This window comes from Gordonia sp. PvP123, assembly GCF_040547295.1.
Taxonomy (GTDB): Bacteria; Actinomycetota; Actinomycetes; order Mycobacteriales; family Mycobacteriaceae; genus Gordonia; species Gordonia terrae.
Genome location: NZ_JBEPPN010000002.1, coordinates 244,729 through 261,717, shown reverse-complemented (window position 1 = coordinate 261,717; position 16,989 = coordinate 244,729). Strand labels below are relative to the sequence as shown.

The window sequence follows — 16,989 nt, the reverse complement described above, 5'->3', positions numbered from 1 at the left end:
CGCATGAGAGGCCAACACGTGTCCCTGCCCAATCTGTCCCGTTCCGACAATCCACCCGAGAACCCGCCCGGCACCCCACCGGACGGCGATCCCCGCGCCCGCCGGTCCCCACCTGCCACCTGGCAACCGTTGCTCCGACGACTGCACTTCTACGCCGGCATCTTCATCGCGCCGTTCCTGGTCGTCGCGGCCATCACCGGCGGGCTCTACGCGATCGCGCCGACACTCGAGCAGGTCGTCTACCGCGACCAGCTCCACACCGAGAGCACCGGCGATGCCCGCCCGGTGTCCGAACAGGTCGATGCGGCGGTCCGGCTCCGTCCCGACCTCACGCTGTCCGCAGTCCGTCCGTCGACCGAGCCCGGCGACACCACCCGCGTCCTCTTCGACGACCCGGCGCTCGGGGCGTCCAAGCGCCTGGCGGTGTTCATCGACCCGGTGACGCTCGAGTCGACCGGCGCACTGGTGTCCTACGGCAGCAGTGCATCACTGCCGCTGCGCACCTGGCTCAGCGAGCTGCACCGCAATCTCCATCTCGGCGAACCGGGCCGCATCTACAGCGAACTCGCCGCCTCCTGGCTGTGGGTAATCGCCCTCGGCGGTCTCGCCCTGTGGCTCACGGCATTCCGAGCTCGGCGGCAGCGACGGCTCGCCGAGCTGGTCACCGTCGACCGGTCGGCGACCGGACGCAACCGCACCCGGAACCGCCACGGGGTCATCGGCGTGTGGATCGCGGTGGGGCTCGTCTTCCTGTCCGCGACCGGCCTCACGTGGTCGAAGTACGCGGGCGAGAACGTCTCCGAACTCCGCACCGCCCTGAGCTGGACGACGCCCGGCGTCGAGACCGCGTTGTCGGAGGCGCCGTCGGCGCCCGCCGGCCACGGGGACCACGACGGCGGCCATGGGGACCATGGCGCACACGAGGATCAGGTGCCGGATCTGCCGAGCTCGTCCGGTGAGTCGGTGGCGCAACTCGACCGCGTCCTGGACACCGCGCGGGTCGCGGGAGTGGACGGCAGGGTCGAGGTGACCATTCCCGCCACCGCGGACACGGCGTTCACCGTCGCGCAGACCAGGCAACCCTGGCAGTTCGGCCAGGACTCGATCGCGGTGAACGGTGCGACCGGTGGGGTCGTGGACATCTCGCGGTTCGCCGACTGGCCGCTCGCCGCGAAACTCACCACCTGGGGCATCGCCCTGCACATGGGAATCCTGTTCGGCCGGGTGAGCCAGCTCGCACTCCTGGTGCTGGCGGTTGCGCTGGTGATGCTCATCGTGCGCGGCTACCAGATGTGGTGGCAACGACGGCCACGACGCTCCGGGGCGCTCGCCGTGGGCCGCCCCCCGGCTCGTGGCGCGCTGCGCCGGGTGCCCGTGCCCGCGGCCGTCGCGGTCGGTGTGGTGGCGGCCGCGGTGGGCTGGTTCGTGCCGCTGCTCGGACTCAGCCTTCTCGCCTTCCTCGCGGTCGACGTCGCGCTCGGACTACGCGAGCGCCGCGGCCGATCCGCCTCCTCGACGTAGCGCTGCGCCTGGTCGGCGGGGACTCACCGGGGGGTCGCAGACTTCACCTCCCCATCATGTCCCCGCCGCCTGCAGGTGGAATCGAGGTCAGGTGGTCCTGGTCGGGTGTGCCCATGGGCACATCGCGACGTCGATTCCTCGGCTGGTCGGCGCTCGTGACAGGCCTGGCGTTCACCCCGGGTCTGCTCGGCGGCACGTCACCGGCAGTACCCGCTCCGGCCCATTCCGGCGGCGTGTTCGGCCTCGGCGTCGCGTCCGGGGATCCGCTCCCCGACGGTGTTCTGCTGTGGACGCGCTTGTCGCGCAACCCTTTCGCCCCGGGCGGCGGGATGGGGACGGGACCGGTCCGGGTCGACTGGGAGGTCGCCGCCGACGAGTCGATGACCCGGATCGTGCGTCGCGGATCCGTGCACGCGACACCGGAATGGGGGCACAGCGTGCACGTCGACGTCCGCGGACTCGCGCCCGCCGCCGACTACTTCTACCGGTTCCGCGCCCTCGGCGAGATCTCCACCGTCGGGCGAACCCGGACGGCGCCTGCCCCGTACGCACGCGTCGACACGCTCACGCTGGCCGTGGCGTCCTGCCAGAACTGGGCCGACGGCTACTACCACGCCTACGCCGACCTCGCCGCCCACGCGCCCGATGTCGTCCTGCACCTCGGCGACTACATCTACGAGAAGCCGGTCCCCGCGCGGGGCGGCGCGAGAAACGCTGCCGCTCTTCCGCTCTCGGCGACCCGGGAGGCAGTCGACCTCGAGGACTACCGGGAACGGTACGCGCTGTACAAGTCCGACCCGGACCTGCAACTCGCCCACGCGACGGCACCGTTCGTGATCACCTTCGACGACCACGAGGTGGACAACAACTGGGCGGGTGCGGTTCCCGAGGACCACGCACCGCTGACCGCGTTCGCGCTGCGCCGCGCACGCGCCCTGCGCGCCTGGTGGGAGAACACCCCGGTGCGGATCGCCGCCCGGCCGAACGGAACCGTCATCCGTGCGCACCGGCGGCTGGGTTTCGGTGATCTCGTCGACCTCACCCTCCTCGACACCCGCAGTCATCGCAGCGATCAGGCCAACGGAGACAACGACACCGGTCAGAACGCGTCCACCGCGGACCCGTCCCGGACGATCCTCGGCGCCGAGCAGGAACGATGGTTGCTCGACGGTTTCGCGTCCTCCCGACACCGCTGGGACGTTCTCGCCCAGCAGGTTCCGATGGCCGACCTCGCCCGGACCGTCGGCTCGACCCGAGCGGTCAGCATGGACGGGTGGAGTGGCTACGAGGCCTCGCGCGCCCGCGTGCTCGACGGCGCCGCGGACCGTGGGGTACGCAATCTGGTGTCCCTCGCCGGCGACATCCACCGCAGCGTGGTCGCCGACCTCCGTACCTCGTACACCGCTGAATCCGCTACGCGCGGAGTGGAACTGGCCGCAACGTCGATCACCTCCGGCGGCGACGGAGAGGACAGCGACGACGGTGACCGCCGCCTGAAGGAGGCCTCGCCCCACGTCCGGTTCGGCAACTCACAGCGCGGCTACCTGCTGAATCGGATTCACGCCGACCGGTGGGAGGCCGAGTTCCGCGTGGCGCCGTCCGTACGGTCGCCACGCGGCACGCTTCAGCGTCGAGCACTGATCACGATCCCGGACTCGACCCCCGAGGTCGACGTGGTCTGACCCCCGGTCCTCTCGGGGATCAGCCCCGCGCCAGCGCCGCCAGCACCTGAGCGCTGGCCTCCCAGCCCATGCACTTGTCGGTGACGGACTTGCCGTAGACCAGCGGGGTGGCCTCGGTCGACTGCGCGCCGGGCTCGAGAAAGCTCTCCAGCATGACGCCGCTGACGGTCGACGGCTCACCGGCCTCGCGGGCCGCCCGGAGGCGGGTGGCGATCTCGGTGGCGACCTCCGCCTGGCGGACATGATCCTTGCCGGAGTTGGCGTGCGAGCAGTCGATCATGACCCGCGCCGGCAACCCGGCCGCGGCGAGCGCCTCGGCCGCCGCCGACACCGACTCCGCGTCGAAGTTGGGGCCACGCGTGCCGCCGCGCAGGATGATGTGGCAGTCCTCGTTGCCCGCGGTCTCCACCACGGCGCCATTGCCGAAGTCGTCGACTCCGAAGAAGACATGTTCGGCCGCAGCGGCTTTCACGCCGTCGATGGCGACCTGGACATTGCCGTCGGTGCCGTTCTTGAATCCGATCGGCATCGACAGCCCCGACGCCAGCTGACGATGGACCTGGGACTCGGTGGTACGGGCGCCGATGGCACCCCACGCCACCGCGTCGGCGATGTACTGCGGGCTGGTCGGCTCGAGGAACTCGCAGCCGACGGGCAGACCGAGGTCGATGATGTCGAGCAGCAGCGACCGGGCGGTGCGCAGACCACGCTCGACGTCGAAGGTGTTGTCCATCCCGGGGTCGTTGATCAGCCCCTTCCACCCGACCGTGGTGCGCGGCTTCTCGAAGTAGACGCGCATGACGATCTTCAGACGCTCGGCGTAGGCATCGGCCAGCGGTGCGAGGCGTCGCGCGTAGTCGATGGCCGCGATCGGGTCGTGGACAGAGCAGGGTCCGACGATGACGAGTAGGCGGTCATCCCGCCCGGCGAGGATGTCGGCGATCTCGTCCCGGTCGCGCTGGACGGCGACGGCGCGTCGTGCGGACAGCGGCAGTTCGCTGCGGACGGTGTCGGGCGAGGGGATCGGACGGAAGGCCCGGATCCGGCGGTCAGAGGTCGATTCGGCGTTGTCGTCGGATCGGATCGGAAGGTCCGGCAAGGTGGTCACGTTGTGTGCCTTTCGAGGTCATGCCCGTGTCGATGTGGTGACGAGGCATGCCCTGGGTGTGGTCGGAGCCCCGATCAAATGACAAGAGCAGCGACCGTCTGGTCGCTGCTCGGGCTCCGGGTGTGTCGTACGCGCGTCAGATCAACGCATCATCGTGGCCCCACCCGGAGCCTCGATAAAGCGCCAATACGCGCGCACGGTGCTGATCACGGCGACCACACTAGCACAGGCGTTTCACGTTCCCGTTCTCACGGGTGTCCCCGGTCGATCAGCTCGCTGAGCACGAGGATGGACTCCGACCGATCCACCGGGCCCGCCCGCCGGATGCGTTCGAGCGCCTGCTCGAGGTGCCGTACGTCGCGGGCCATGACGCGCAGGATGGCATCGGCCTGACCGGTCACGGTCGCGGCGCTCACGACCTCGGGGATGGGGTCCCAGGCGGCTTCGAGCTGTTCGGGCGAGATGTTGCCCCGGCAGTACACGAGCACGTAGGCCTCGGTGGTCCACTGCATCGCCTGGGGGTCGACGACGGCGGTGAAACCCCGGATGACCCCGTCGGCAACCAGTCGGTCGACGCGCCGTTTGACGGCGGGAGCGGACAGTCCGATCCGCTCCCCGATCTGCTGGTAGGTGGCCCGGGCATCACGGGTGAGGCAGGCGAGTACCTGTTCGTCGAGATCGTCTAATAATCGCAACAGAAGCCTCCTCTGCCAACAATTCTCGACGATCCGTTGCGCGATCACGCAAGAAACGTCGATTGTTTGCACCGAAGCCCAAAGATACGCTCGATCCATGACCATGACGAGCCCGGCAGCCGGTACGCCCGGACGTTCCGGCGCGCCTGTCCCGGTCGCCCGTCCGGCCCTCACTGATCTGCTCGAACCCCATGTAGCGCACAACTATTCGCCCCTGCCGGTGATCGCCGCCACCGCCGAGGGCGCCTGGATCACCGATGTCGACGGGCGCCGTCACCTCGACTGCCTCGGCGCCTATTCCGCGGTCAACTTCGGTCACCGCCATCCCCGCATCGTCGCCGCGGCCCTGGATCAGCTCACGCGGGTCACCCTCACCAGCCGCGCTTTCCGGTCCGATCGACTCGAACCGTTCTGCGCCGCACTGGCTTCCCTGTGCGGCAAGGACATGGTCCTGCCGATGAACACCGGCGCCGAAGCGGTGGAGTCCGGCATCAAGGTCGCCCGCAAATGGGGCTACGACGTCAAGGGCGTACGCGACGGCCGTGCCACGATCGTCGTGGCCGGCGGCAACTTCCACGGCCGCACGACGACGATCATCTCGTTCAGCGACGATCCGGCTGCCTATGCCGGGTTCGGTCCGTACACACCGGGATTCGTCCGCGTCCCGTTCGGCGATCTGGCCGCGCTGGAGGCCGCCGTCGACCAGAACACCGTGGCCGTCCTCCTCGAACCCATCCAAGGTGAGGCCGGCGTCATCGTCCCGCCCGATGACTATCTCCCCGGCGCGCGGACCCTCTGTACCGAGCGTGGCGCGCTGCTGATCGTCGATGAGATCCAGTCGGGCCTCGGCCGCACCGGCCGGACGTTCGCGGTGGAGCACTGGGGCGTCGAACCCGACGTCTACCTACTGGGAAAGGCGCTGGGCGGCGGATTGCTGCCCGTGTCGGCGGTGGTGGCCGACCGCAACGTTCTCGACGTCCTGCACCCCGGTGAACACGGATCGACCTTCGGCGGCAACCCGCTCGCCGCCGCCGTCGGTCACACCGTCGTCGACATGCTCGCCGAAGGGACGTGGCAGCGTCGGGCGGCCGACCTCGGTGAACACCTGCACGGGCGGCTACACGACTTCGTCGGGGACGGTGTGGTGACGGTCCGCGGTGTCGGACTGTGGGCGGGCATCGACCTCGACCCCGCGATCGGCACCGGTGCGGACTTCTGCCGGCAGCTCTCCGAACGCGGTGTGCTGGCGAAGGACACCCATGGGTCGACGTTGCGGCTGGCGCCGCCGCTGGTCGTCACCGAGTCCGAGATCGACTGGGCGATGGAACGATTCGCCGCGACCCTACGAGACCGCCGGTGACCGCCGGCCACGGTTGAGCCACCAGGTGCTCGTCGAGAGCACGGTTGCGAATGCGCACCACGCCGGGTAGGGCGCGAGCGCGGCACCTGCCGCCGGGTTGGTCTGTGCGGTACGCCGCGCGAGATCGGCACTGCTCACGGTGAGCGCCACCGCCGCGACCGACGCGGTTCCGAGCGCACCCCGGCCGAAGTAGATCCAGCTCCAGCCGCCGTTGAGCACGAGGTTGGCCCCGAGCGCTGCGAGATACCTCTGCCGCTGTGTGTGATCGCCGTTCTCGTCCAGTTGATCCAGCGTGACGGCGGACGTCACGGCGATGTCGGCGTAAAGCGCGGTCCACGCGACCGGGAAGGCCCAGTCGGGCGGCACGAACGACGGCTTCGCCAGCTTGGGGTACCAGGTCTCGACCGCCGGTTTGGTCACCACGCTGCCGATGGCCGCTGCGTCTGCGGTCGCAAGTGACGTCCCGATCAGGGTGGAGATGCGCATGACTCCACTTGTACGCCTCGACTCAGGTGTCGGCGGGCCGTCGGTCGTCGGTGGTGCCGGCGGCCGTCGTGGCATCCGGGGAGCCGGGTACATCCGGAGTCGCGGTGCCCGACTCGGCCGGACCGGGCGAGTCGGTGCCCTCGTCGAAGGCCTGGTCGGGTTCGGGGTGCTCGGTGTCGAAGGAGGCGGGCAGCTTCTTCAGCTGTCGGCTCATCGACCAGATGAGGAACGCCGTGCCGACGAGCAGCAGCAGGATCACGAGCAGGCCCAGCGGTGAGGCCTTGCCGAACTCCGGCCCCTGCGGCTCCTCCGCGAGGATCATCACGGTGTTCACGACGGTGCTGTTCATCACGCCTCGATCCCGGCGAACAGGTCGGTCTCGGGCAAGGCGGTCTTGACCCGGGTCCGGGCGAGCTCGAACTCCTCGGTCGGCCACAGACGCTGCTGCCATTCCAGCGGCACCGCGAAGAACACCCCGTTCGGGTCGATCTGCGTGGCGTGCGCACGCAGGGCGTCGTCACGCTGCGGGAAGTACTTCGAGCACTCGACCTGGGTGGTGACGCGGCCCATCAGGTCGCCGCGACTCGGGTCCCACTTGCTGAGCCACTCGGCGAACGGACTCTCCTGGCCGTGTCGCGCGAACTCGTCGGAGAAGAGCACCATCCGGTCGCGGATGAAACCGTGGGTGTAGTAGAGCTTCGACACCGTCCACGGCTCGCCGGTCCCGGGGAACGCGTCGGGATCGCCGGATTGTTCGTAGGCGGCGACCGACACCTCGTGGCATCGGATGTGGTCGGGATGCGGATAGCCACCGTGCTCGTCGTAGGTGATGATCACGTGCGGGCGGAACTCGCGAACCACGCGCACCAGCGCCTCGGTGGCCTCCTCGAGGGGCACCGTCGCGAACGACCCCTCCGGCAGCGGCGGCAGCGGGTCGCCCTCGGGCAGCCCGGAGTCGACGAAGCCGAGCCACGTCTGCCGGACGCCGAGCGACTCGGCGGCCTTCGCCATCTCCTCGCGGCGGACCTCGGTCATCCGCTCCTTGATGCCCGGCCGGTCCATCGCCGGATTCAGGATGTCGCCACGCTCACCGCCGGTGAGTGTGACCACGAGCACTTCGTTGCCTTCGGCCGCATATTTCGCGGTCGTCGCCGCACCCTTGCTCGACTCGTCGTCTGGGTGCGCATGCACCGCCATCAGACGGAACACCCCCGACTTGGGGTCGCCGACGTGGGATTCGGTCACAGTTCCTCACCTTCGGATCGCTACTCCTCCCATGGTAGGTATTGACGCGTGAACAGTTCGGACGGGGGCGCCGCAGACGCCGGTGACGCACCACGCACGACGCCTGACACGACACGACCGCACAGCGGACCGCGCGCCACCTACCCGGAGCACTCGGAGACCGCCCGGGGTCGTCGGCGCTGGTTCGTCGCCCTGTCGGTTCTCGTCGTCGTCGCGGGTGTCGCACTCGCGGTCATCGGTTACAGCAAGTTCTCCTCGGCCGACGTGACGGGCGAGGCCACCGGCTACGAGATCCTCGACGACTCGACCGTCGCCGTGCAGTTCACCGTCGAACGTTCCGATCCGAGCCGGCCCGCGGCCTGTGTGGTGCGCGGACGTTCCCGCGACGGCGGCGAGACCGGCCGGCGCGAGATCCTCATCCCCGCCGACCCCGCGGAACGCATCGGCGTCCGCACCGAGATCACGACGTCGAGGCCGCCGGTCATCGGTGAGGTGTTCGGCTGCACGCTCGACGTGCCCGCCTACCTGAAACCGTCGGATCAGTGACCGCTCCCCTGGCCGGACGCGACGAATCGCAGGCGCCGCGCGCCGCCTTCGCCTCGATCGGCAGCCGCTACTTCCCGCTCCTGGTCGCGCTCTTCGTCGGCGTCATGCTGATCAGCAACGTCACCGGGACCAAGGGCGTGGTGCTGTTCGACGACTGGCTCCACATCGATCTGGGCCCGATCCAGATGAACGGACTCGTGACCGACGGCGCCTTCTTCCTGTTCCCGCTGGCCTACGTCCTGGGCGACGTGATCAGTGAGGTCTACGGGTTCCGGGCGATGCGCCGGACCATTCTCGCCGGTTTCGCGGTGCTCATCCTCGCGTCGTTGTGTTTCTGGCTCACCATTCATCTGCCGGCTGCAGATTTCTACGAGGGGCAGGAGTCTTTCGAGACCGTCGCCGGAGTCGTCCCACAATTCCTGCTCGCCGGATTGGCCGGATATGTCGTAGGCGAATTCCTCAATTCCTTCGTTCTCGTCAAAATGAAGGAACGAGCCGGCGAACGTCATCTGTGGGCGCGCCTGCTGGGTTCGACGATTGTCGGCGAATTCGCCGACACCCTCGTGTTCTGCTCGATCGCGGCCACCGCGCTGGGCATCTCGACCTGGGGAGACTTCATCAACTACACGATCGTCGGTTTCGTGTGGAAGACGCTCGTCGAAATCGTCATCATGCCGCTGACGTATTTCGTTGTGGGATGGCTGAAGCGGGCGGAACCGACCTATCAAGACGCGCTCCGGGCGGCCTCGCGCGGCACAACCGATGTGCCATAGGTCTCAGCACCTGGTACTCTGATCGGATACACGGCTCCGCGAGGGGTCGTGTTGCTGCATTTATAGCAGTCCATATGCCCCTGGTGTAAACGGTCGCCCGGGGCCGCGGACAACACAAAGGAGTGACCGATGACCGACACCCAGGTGACCTGGCTGACCCAAGAGTCGCACGACCGCCTCAAGAGCGAGCTCGACTCGTTGATCGCCAACCGTCCGGTCATCGCAGCCGAGATCAACGAGCGTCGCGAAGAGGGCGACCTCAAGGAGAACGGCGGCTACCACGCCGCTCGCGAAGAGCAGGGCCAGCAGGAAGCGCGCATCCGCCAGCTGCAGGAACTGCTGAACAACGCGAAGGTCGGCGAGGCGCCGACCCAGTCCGGCGTCGCGCTGCCCGGTTCCGTCGTGACCGTCTACTACGACGGTGACGAGAAAGACACCGAGACCTTCCTCATCGCCACCCGCGAGGAGAGCGGCCAGGGCGGACTGGAGACCTACTCCCCCAGCTCGCCGCTCGGTGCCGCCCTCATCGACGCCAAGGTCGGCGAGACCCGCGAGTACTCCGTGCCCAGCGGTGCCACCATCAAGGTGACCTTGGTCAGCGCGGAGCCTTACCACGGCTGATCGACACTGAACCAGAGCCCGGGACGACATGGTCGTCCCGGGCTTCGTGTTTTCGGGGGTGCCTGTAACCGGCAGACTTCAACTCGACCGCCAGACTTCGATCGAGGTCTGGCGGTCGAGTTGAAGTCTGGCCGTCAGGCTGCGGTGAGGTTGTCCAACCACGGCCGGAGCAGATCCGCGAGCTCGCCGCGTTCGAGGGTTCCCCACGTCCACCGGATCACCATGATCCCTTGCGCGCGCAGTGCGTCTTCCCGACGCTTCTCTCGGATGAGTGCATCGCGCGTGGTCTCACCCGGGCGCAACAGTCGGCCGTACTTCTGTAGTCCGTCGAACTCACCGACAAGTGTTCCGTCCCAATCGAAGTCGGTCCGCGCGTCTCCGGCGTCCGTCCGGAACGTGTGCTGCAGTCGCGGAGTCGGGAATCCGGCCTCGATCATCTGTGCCCGGCTCCACGACTCCCCGACACTCTCCGATGCACCGTCCGCGTGCGACAACGCGCGACGGGCAATCCCGGCACCGCGCCATCGCCGGCGCGACTCGATGAGGTGGGCCATGGTGCTGACGTCGGCATCGGCAGCGAGGGCGCGGTCGAACACGACCAGGGCCCGCGCGAAGTCGCCGGCCATCGCCACGTCCACCGCGGTCCGCTCGAGGCTGGTCAGCCGGACGCCGTCGACGTCCACGATCTCGTCCGCGATCACTGGTCCCGCGTGGACGGCCCGGAGCCCACGCACGAAGCCGGTACCCGACTCGATCCTGGTCAGATGCACGCGCTCCCGCTCAGGACGGAGGAGCGACAGACGAAGGACCGCCGCCGCCGAATCATGGCTGAGTATCGAAGACTCGTTGTCCCGAGCGGAGGTGGCCACCGCCACGGACCTCAACCGGTACAGATCATCAGCGTCATCCGTCGCGGTCACGTAGACGCCCGGAGCAAGCCGGACCAGGTCGCCTCGCTTCACCGCCGAGCTCACCACATCGTCGCTGATGCCCAGGCGTAGCGTCGTCTCTCGCCGAATGAGTCCGTATCGGTCTGCGGGAAAAGTTGGCATACCTCTTGGACGCACTACGGGCCGCTGCGGTTTCACTTGTCGCCACCTGATCGGTTGCCGCACCGCAAAGCCAACTGCCAGAACATAACTCGACCGCCAGACTTCGATCGAAGTCTGGCAGTCGAGTTGGGGTCTGGCGGTCGAGCACGGCCGGCCGGACACACGTGCTTCAATGTGACCCATGGCACGTTCCCATGAGCTGGAGTCCTTTGATCTCGACTTCTTCGACGATGCGCCGGTCCGGCACGTCATCGACGTGCGTCTGCCGGTCACGCCGGAACGCGCGTGGGCCGAGTTCACCCGTCAGCACACGCTGGACTGGTGCCGCGCCATCAAGAAGATCGAGTTCGTGTCACCGCCGCCATACGGGGTGGGTACCCAGCGCCGGGCGGTCCTCGGTCCCGGTTACGTCACCCTCGAGGAAGACTTCTTCGACTGGACCGAAGATCCCGAGACCGGTCACTACCGCAACGGTTTTCGGGTTCTGCGGGCGAACGTCCCGGGCATCCGGCGGTTCGGCGAGGCGACCGAGATCCTGCCCGCCGACGTGGGATGCCGGCTCAAGTGGACCTTCGCACTGGAACTCCCCACGTCCTCGCGCGTGGTCACCGCCTTCTCCGGTCCGGCGTCGTCGACGGTCTACAAGACCATCGAGGCCGACACCCTCAAGCATTTCGCGAATCTCGAACCTGCCACCTAGGGTCCTGCTGCTTACGTGGTGACGCCGCGCGACAGCACCACGTAAGCCGACGCAAGCCCCACGACAGGCGACGGCGCCACAGTTGTCGCCATGACAACGACAACCACTCCCCGGCCCGACGTCGGGCCGGCTTCGTCCCCCCACACCGGCCTCGCGATCGAGGCGCGCGGCCTCGTCAAGCACTTCGGTTCCACCCGTGCGGTCAACGGTGTCGATCTGACCGTCCCGACCGGATCGGTGTACGGCGTCCTCGGGCCCAACGGCGCGGGGAAGACGACCACCGTCAGCATGCTGGCCACCCTGCTACGTCCCGACGCCGGCGACGCACGCGTCTTCGGATACGACGTCGTCGACGATGCGGTTGCGGTGCGTTCGCTCGTCGGCGTCACCGGGCAGTACGCCTCCGTCGACGAGGACCTCACCGCCACCCAGAACCTGGTGCTGTTCGCCCGTCTGCTCGGCTTCTCGCGGACCGCGGCGCGCTCGCGTGCCGACGAACTGCTCCAGGAGTTCGCCCTCACCGACGCGGCGGCCCGACCGCTGAAGAACTTCTCCGGCGGAATGCGCCGGCGCCTCGATCTCGCAGCCAGCCTCATCGACACCCCGCCGCTGCTGTTCCTCGACGAGCCGACGACCGGCCTCGACCCGCGAACCCGCGCCCAGATGTGGGACACCATCCGCCGGCTCGTCGCCGGCGGATCGACGGTCCTGCTCACCACCCAGTATCTCGACGAGGCCGATCAGCTGGCCGACCGCATCGCGGTCATCGACCACGGCCGCGTCATCGCCGACGGTACGGCCGACGAACTCAAGCACTCGATCGGCGCCAGCACGCTCCAGCTCGTCGCAGCCGATCGCGCGGACGCACCCCGCGTGTGTGAGATCGCCGAGACGATCCTCGGGCAGAAGGCCACCCTGAGCCCCGAAGCCGCGCGGACGACCGTACCGCTGAGTTCGGCCGAGCTCGTACCCGATGTGCTGATCGCCCTGCGCGAGAACGGGATCGGCGTCGAGGAGATCACCGTGCAGAAGCCGAGTCTGGACGAGGTGTTCCTCACCATCACCGGCAGGCCTGCGGAGCCCGACGCCGACACCGACACATCCGGGCGCCCGTCGTCCGACACACATTCGTCCGACCCCACCCAGGAGGCCCGTTCATGACCACCACCCTCGACAGTCCCCCGTCGACCTCCGTCACGACCCGCGCCGCACGCACGCAGGTAAAGACCTCCATCAGCCTGGCCGAGTCGTTCCGGCAGTCCTTCAGCATGGCCTACCGCGGTGTGCTCAAGATCCGGCACAACCCCGAACAGCTCTTCGACGTCACGTTTCAGCCGATCATCTTCACGCTGATGTTCACCTATATCTTCGGCGGCGCGATCAGCGGGAACGTGGAAGCCTATCTCCCGGTGATCATCCCGGGCATCCTCGTGCAGACGGTCATCATGACCTCGATCGTCACCGGCACCCAGCTGCGGGAGGACATGGACAAGGGCGTCTTCGACCGGTTCCGTTCGCTACCGATCGCCCGGATCAGCCCGCTCGCCGGCGCCCTGCTCGCCGACGTCATCCGCTACTCCATCGCGACCGTCCTGACCGTCGTGATGGGTGTGCTGATGGGCTGGCGCCCCGACGTTCTCGGCGTGATCGCCTCGGCGGCACTCATCATCGTGTGCAGCTTCGCGGTCTCGTGGATCTTCGCACTCATGGGTTGTCTCATGAGCAAAGCGTCGGCCGTGCAGGGCATCTCGATGATGATCATGTTCCCGCTGACCTTCATGTCGAATGCCTTCGTCCCGGTCGACACCATGCCCGGTTGGCTGCAGGGTTTCGTGAACGTCAACCCGGTCAGTCACCTCGTCACGGCGGTCCGCGAACTGACGAACTCCGGCCACGCCGGAATCCACGTCGTGTGGGCCCTGATCGGCGCCGCAGTGATCACTGCCGTGTTCGCCCCGCTCGCGGTGCGGGCCTACATGCGCAACGCCTGATCTCGGATCACGTCGGCGAGTTCGTCCACGGCGATGCGGCGCGGCACCCGCCGGGCCGCACCGCCGTGCTCGCGAATGCGCTCCTCGGACCACTGCTGAGCCCACCGCAACGACGGATAGTCTTGGCGCCCGGGCAGACTCAGCGTCAGCTCGACGAGGCGTCGGCTGAGGGGCTCCGACTCGCGGTCCGCGCCGTACAGCACGGTGAACGCCGCGGCCACGGTGCCGGCCTGCGGGAGGTCCTGCCACCCGGGCCCGAACATCATGTCGTCGAGCCCCTTCACCATCTGCGGGACCAGTTCCCGTGCCGCCTCGATGTCCCCGCACCGCACCAGCCCGGCCACACACCCGCTGACCACCATCAGCACCGCGGGGTCGGCGACACCGAAGGGGTGATCCCGCAGCATGATCCGTGCGGCCCGCGCGAACATCGCCGCGACCTCGTCCTCGGGCAGACCGTCGACGAGAGCGAGTTCGGCGACACCGAGCAACGCCGGTCCGGTCACCTCCGGATTCCCTTGGGGGTCCTCGACGTCGAGATCCCAGTCGTCGACGATGACCGCGAGTTCGCGCCGGGCGTCGGCGACCTGGCCGTCGGAGAGCAGGGTGAGCGCCAGGAAGGTCTGGAGCTGGCGGACGTCCTCGACGGCGTGCAGGCGACCCAACAGGTCGATACCGTCCCGGTACCTCGACGCCGCCGCGGCGTACCGGCCCTGCTGGGCGTACAGGCTGCCGGTGCTCGACTGCCACATCCCCTGGAACCAGGACGCATAGCGACTGCGGGTGAGCCAATCGCCCGACGCGATCGAGTCCCGGAGCGCGGGACCCAGCAGTCCGCGGTTCCCCCGCAGATGGGACCGCATCGTCAGCGCCAGCGCCCGCACCTCGTCGTCGGACGCGGTCTCGGCGGCCCGACAGACCATGCGGTAACCCCGGATCGCGTTGGACGCCAGGCCGACAGCGGACACGAACTCGCTGGCACGATCGTAGGTGAGACCGGGGCGATGCAATCCCCGCAGGATGAACCTCGCAGTGGCGATCACCCGGAGTTCGCCGGTCATCGTCCCGTGCACCGCACCGACGATCGCGGTCACCTGCCAGTTCTCGCGCACGGCGTCGTCGGGTGCCTCGGGTGGGCGCGGTAGAGCCATCAGCACGCGGGCGCCCCACGCTCGGGTCTCCCCGTGCAGACCGCGAACCGTCCAGTGGTAAGCCAGCGCCGGGTACAGCGTGGTGAGCACCGCGACGACAGCGTCGGTCGGCGACGTGGCCGCGGACTCGCAGGCCGACCGGAGAATCCACGTCAAGTTGTCGGCTTCGCGCGCCAGTCCGCCGGCGCCCGCGGTGTGGTCGCCGTTCTCTGCCAGGTTGCGCATCTCGGAGACGAATTCGATGGCCCAGCGTCTCATCAGTGACTCGACGCGCGTGGCCAGGTCCGCGTCCATCCGCGTCTCGCCGAACTCCCGAACCATCTCCAGCATGCGGAAGCGCGCCGAACCGTCGGTCTCCACCACCGACAGCAGCGACTGGTTGGTCAGGCTCTCGAGGGTGTCGTCGAGAATCGCCCCGGCGGCCCCGGTCACCGCGCGGGCAGCCGATCGATCGAAACCCCCGGGAAAGCGGCACAGTCGTACCAGCGCGGCCCGGCCGGCGTCGTCGAGCAGTTCCCAGCTCCACTCGATCACCGCGTAGAGGGTGCGGTGGCGGTCCGGCGTGGTGCGGTCGGCGGACCGCAGGAGCGCGAACTTCTCCCCCAGGCGGTCGGCGATCTCCTCGACCGTCATCGTCCGGATGCGGGCCGCTGCCAACTCGATGGCCAGCGGGAGACCGTCGAGATGGCGGCACAGCTCGACGACGCACTCCGGGGGTAGATCCGCGTCGGGACGCACGGCCCGCGCGCGGGACCGGAACAGTTGCACCGCAGGTGAATCCGCGTCCACCGCCGCCAGCACAGGCAGCTGGTGCACCTGCTCACCGGCGATGGCCAGCGGAGTGCGACTGGTGGACAGGACCCGGAGGCCGGGTACCGCGGCGGTGAGTTCGGCGACGATCCGGGCGCACGCGTCGACGATCTGTTCGCAGTTGTCGAGGACCACCACCGATGGCCGCTCCCGCAGCACGTCCTCGAGACGTGCGGTCAGGTCTCCCGGGGTCATGCGCGGGCGGCCGGTGGCGGAGAGGTCCGATTCGCCGACCCCGAGCGTGGCGGCGATCGCCGGGATCACGTCGTCGTCGGATCGCACCGAGGCGAGGGACACGAAATAGACCGGGACTCCCGTGGCATGCAGTCGATGGCCCATCTCGGTCGCGACCCTCGTCTTGCCGACGCCGCCCGGACCGAGCACGGTCACCACGCGCCCGGTGTCGAGCATGTCCGCAACGGTGTCGAGGTCGGCACCGCGGCCGATGAGTTCGGTGGTGGGCGAACGCAATCCGACGGCACGCGTGGGTCGCGGCGCGCTGCTCGCCGGTCGTGGTGTCGCGGCCAGGACGTCGGCGTGGACCCGGGCCACCTCGGCGCCCGGGTCCATCCCCAGCTCGGCCGACAGTCGGCGTCTGAGCCGGTCGAACACGGCGAGCGCGTCGGTGGCGCGGCCTTCGCCGGCCAGGGCCCGCATCAACGCGGAGTGTGCCGCCTCGTCGAACGGGTCTCGCGCGCAGCGTTGTTCGGCGATGAATCGGGCGGTCGCGAAATCGCCCTCGGCGAGCGCGGCCGTCAGCTGCGCGGCGTCGAGCGCGTCTTCGGTGCGTCGAATCCGGGTGGACAGCATCGCCGTCACCGGGGAGCCGTCCCCGAGGTCGTCTCCGGGCACGCCGCGCCACCACTGCCGCGCCCGGTCGTGGGCCTCCCGGTCGCCCTCGGTGAGAAGCTTGTCGACCACGTCGAGGTCGGTGCGGGTGTTGCGCAGCCGATAACCGTTCTCGGTGCCCTCCAGAACCCCCTCGGGCAGGAGCTTGCGCAGCCGGGACACCTGGGTGTGCAGCGCGCTGTGCGGCGAACGGGGCGGATCGTCGGCCCACACGTCGTCGATCAGGCGGTCCGCCGAACGCAGGCGCCCCTCGGCGAGGGCGAGCGCCACGAGCAGGCGTCGGGCACGCAGCCCCGGCACTCCGACGAGCCGGTCGGGCCGCTCGGCCCCCACCGGGCACGATCCGACCGCGATCGGGCCCAGCAGACCGATCAGGGCGGGTCCGTCGGCAGACACCAG

General features: G+C 68.8%; 16 protein-coding genes. 9 read left to right on the top strand and 7 right to left on the bottom strand.

What is annotated here, in order from left to right; translation table 11 throughout:
- The first annotated feature begins 3 nt into the window (after window positions 1–3).
- A complete protein-coding gene (locus tag ABIC25_RS04045; RefSeq protein ID WP_354560077.1) occupies window positions 4–1,521 on the top strand; it encodes a PepSY-associated TM helix domain-containing protein in 1,518 nt (505 codons plus the stop codon).
- Window positions 1,522–1,634: 113 nt separating this feature from the next.
- Entirely contained in the window at window positions 1,635–3,203 is a 1,569-nt protein-coding gene (locus tag ABIC25_RS04040; protein ID WP_354560075.1) for an alkaline phosphatase D family protein, read from the top strand.
- Window positions 3,204–3,222: 19 nt separating this feature from the next.
- Here ABIC25_RS04040 and ABIC25_RS04035 read toward each other — a convergent pair whose 3' ends face one another.
- Together ABIC25_RS04035 and ABIC25_RS04030 are read right to left on the bottom strand one after the other, a co-directional pair.
- The gene (locus ABIC25_RS04035; RefSeq protein ID WP_010841814.1) at window positions 3,223–4,311 is read right to left on the bottom strand and encodes a 3-deoxy-7-phosphoheptulonate synthase; all 1,089 of its coding nucleotides are present in this window, start codon (window positions 4,309–4,311) and stop codon (window positions 3,223–3,225) included.
- 248 nt (window positions 4,312–4,559) lie between these two features.
- Entirely contained in the window at window positions 4,560–5,006 is a 447-nt protein-coding gene (locus ABIC25_RS04030) for an Lrp/AsnC family transcriptional regulator (protein WP_004019376.1), read from the bottom strand.
- A gap of 97 nt (window positions 5,007–5,103) precedes the next feature.
- Here ABIC25_RS04030 and rocD point away from each other — a divergent pair, with 97 nt between their 5' ends.
- The gene (gene rocD, locus ABIC25_RS04025; RefSeq protein ID WP_354560073.1) at window positions 5,104–6,366 is read left to right on the top strand and encodes an ornithine--oxo-acid transaminase; all 1,263 of its coding nucleotides are present in this window, start codon (window positions 5,104–5,106) and stop codon (window positions 6,364–6,366) included.
- On the opposite strand, the gene ABIC25_RS04020 is transcribed toward rocD, so the two are convergent.
- Genes ABIC25_RS04020 through mca form a run of 3 tightly spaced genes read right to left on the bottom strand, consistent with a single transcriptional unit; the run spans window position 6,349 to window position 8,097 of the window.
- The gene (locus ABIC25_RS04020) at window positions 6,349–6,852 is read right to left on the bottom strand and encodes a TspO/MBR family protein (protein WP_354560072.1); all 504 of its coding nucleotides are present in this window, start codon (window positions 6,850–6,852) and stop codon (window positions 6,349–6,351) included. The two genes, rocD and ABIC25_RS04020, sit on opposite strands and share 18 nt — an antisense overlap.
- Window positions 6,853–6,874: 22 nt before the next feature.
- Window positions 6,875–7,201, bottom strand: coding sequence for a hypothetical protein (locus ABIC25_RS04015; protein ID WP_004019379.1), 327 nt, complete (start codon window positions 7,199–7,201; stop codon window positions 6,875–6,877).
- Window positions 7,201–8,097, bottom strand: coding sequence for a mycothiol conjugate amidase Mca (mca, locus tag ABIC25_RS04010; protein ID WP_248645061.1), 897 nt, complete (start codon window positions 8,095–8,097; stop codon window positions 7,201–7,203). Before mca ends, ABIC25_RS04015 begins: the two co-directional genes overlap by 1 nt.
- Before the next feature lie 48 nt (window positions 8,098–8,145).
- Here mca and ABIC25_RS04005 point away from each other — a divergent pair, with 48 nt between their 5' ends.
- From ABIC25_RS04005 to greA, 3 genes are all read left to right on the top strand, one after another.
- Window positions 8,146–8,643: a DUF4307 domain-containing protein gene (locus ABIC25_RS04005; RefSeq protein WP_239400607.1), complete on the top strand. Its 498-nt coding sequence runs from the start codon at window positions 8,146–8,148 to the stop codon at window positions 8,641–8,643.
- Window positions 8,640–9,416, top strand: coding sequence for a queuosine precursor transporter (locus ABIC25_RS04000; RefSeq protein WP_004020946.1), 777 nt, complete (start codon window positions 8,640–8,642; stop codon window positions 9,414–9,416). The genes ABIC25_RS04005 and ABIC25_RS04000 overlap by 4 nt, the downstream gene beginning before the upstream one ends.
- Window positions 9,417–9,545: 129 nt before the next feature.
- On the top strand, window positions 9,546–10,037 hold the full coding sequence (greA, locus tag ABIC25_RS03995) for a transcription elongation factor GreA (protein ID WP_004020945.1): 492 nt from the start codon (window positions 9,546–9,548) through the stop codon (window positions 10,035–10,037).
- Window positions 10,038–10,171: 134 nt separating this feature from the next.
- Here greA and ABIC25_RS03990 read toward each other — a convergent pair whose 3' ends face one another.
- Window positions 10,172–11,089 carry a type IV toxin-antitoxin system AbiEi family antitoxin domain-containing protein gene (locus ABIC25_RS03990; RefSeq protein ID WP_354560070.1) on the bottom strand — a complete coding sequence of 306 codons (918 nt, stop codon included), beginning with the start codon at window positions 11,087–11,089 and terminating at the stop codon, window positions 10,172–10,174.
- A 181-nt stretch (window positions 11,090–11,270) separates the two neighbouring features.
- On the opposite strand from ABIC25_RS03990, the gene ABIC25_RS03985 reads away from it, so the two are divergent.
- The 3 genes from ABIC25_RS03985 (at window position 11,271) to ABIC25_RS03975 (ending at window position 13,780) form a co-directional block, all read left to right on the top strand.
- Window positions 11,271–11,789: an SRPBCC family protein gene (locus tag ABIC25_RS03985; protein WP_354560068.1), complete on the top strand. Its 519-nt coding sequence runs from the start codon at window positions 11,271–11,273 to the stop codon at window positions 11,787–11,789.
- A gap of 90 nt (window positions 11,790–11,879) precedes the next feature.
- A complete protein-coding gene (locus tag ABIC25_RS03980; protein WP_354560066.1) occupies window positions 11,880–12,950 on the top strand; it encodes an ATP-binding cassette domain-containing protein in 1,071 nt (356 codons plus the stop codon).
- Window positions 12,947–13,780, top strand: coding sequence for an ABC transporter permease (locus ABIC25_RS03975; protein ID WP_354560065.1), 834 nt, complete (start codon window positions 12,947–12,949; stop codon window positions 13,778–13,780). Before ABIC25_RS03980 ends, ABIC25_RS03975 begins: the two co-directional genes overlap by 4 nt.
- On the opposite strand, the gene ABIC25_RS03970 is transcribed toward ABIC25_RS03975, so the two are convergent.
- Entirely contained in the window at window positions 13,762–16,986 is a 3,225-nt protein-coding gene (locus tag ABIC25_RS03970) for an AfsR/SARP family transcriptional regulator (RefSeq protein ID WP_354560063.1), read from the bottom strand. The genes ABIC25_RS03975 and ABIC25_RS03970 overlap by 19 nt on opposite strands.
- Window positions 16,987–16,989: the final 3 nt, after the last annotated feature.

Bases quoted from the DNA above. Each gene is read 5' to 3' on its own strand.
- ABIC25_RS04045 (WP_354560077.1), top strand. From the start codon at position 4: ATGAGAGGCCAACACGTGTCCCTGCCCAATCTGTCCCGTTCCGACAAT.
- ABIC25_RS04040 (WP_354560075.1), top strand. From the start codon at position 1,635: ATGGGCACATCGCGACGTCGATTCCTCGGCTGGTCGGCGCTCGTGACA.
- rocD (WP_354560073.1), top strand. From the start codon at position 5,104: ATGACCATGACGAGCCCGGCAGCCGGTACGCCCGGACGTTCCGGCGCG.
- ABIC25_RS04020 (WP_354560072.1), bottom strand. From the start codon at position 6,852: ATGCGCATCTCCACCCTGATCGGGACGTCACTTGCGACCGCAGACGCA.
- ABIC25_RS04015 (WP_004019379.1), bottom strand. From the start codon at position 7,201: ATGAACAGCACCGTCGTGAACACCGTGATGATCCTCGCGGAGGAGCCG.
- greA (WP_004020945.1), top strand. From the start codon at position 9,546: ATGACCGACACCCAGGTGACCTGGCTGACCCAAGAGTCGCACGACCGC.
- ABIC25_RS03990 (WP_354560070.1), bottom strand. From the start codon at position 11,089: ATGCCAACTTTTCCCGCAGACCGATACGGACTCATTCGGCGAGAGACG.
- ABIC25_RS03985 (WP_354560068.1), top strand. From the start codon at position 11,271: ATGGCACGTTCCCATGAGCTGGAGTCCTTTGATCTCGACTTCTTCGAC.
- ABIC25_RS03980 (WP_354560066.1), top strand. From the start codon at position 11,880: ATGACAACGACAACCACTCCCCGGCCCGACGTCGGGCCGGCTTCGTCC.
- ABIC25_RS03975 (WP_354560065.1), top strand. From the start codon at position 12,947: ATGACCACCACCCTCGACAGTCCCCCGTCGACCTCCGTCACGACCCGC.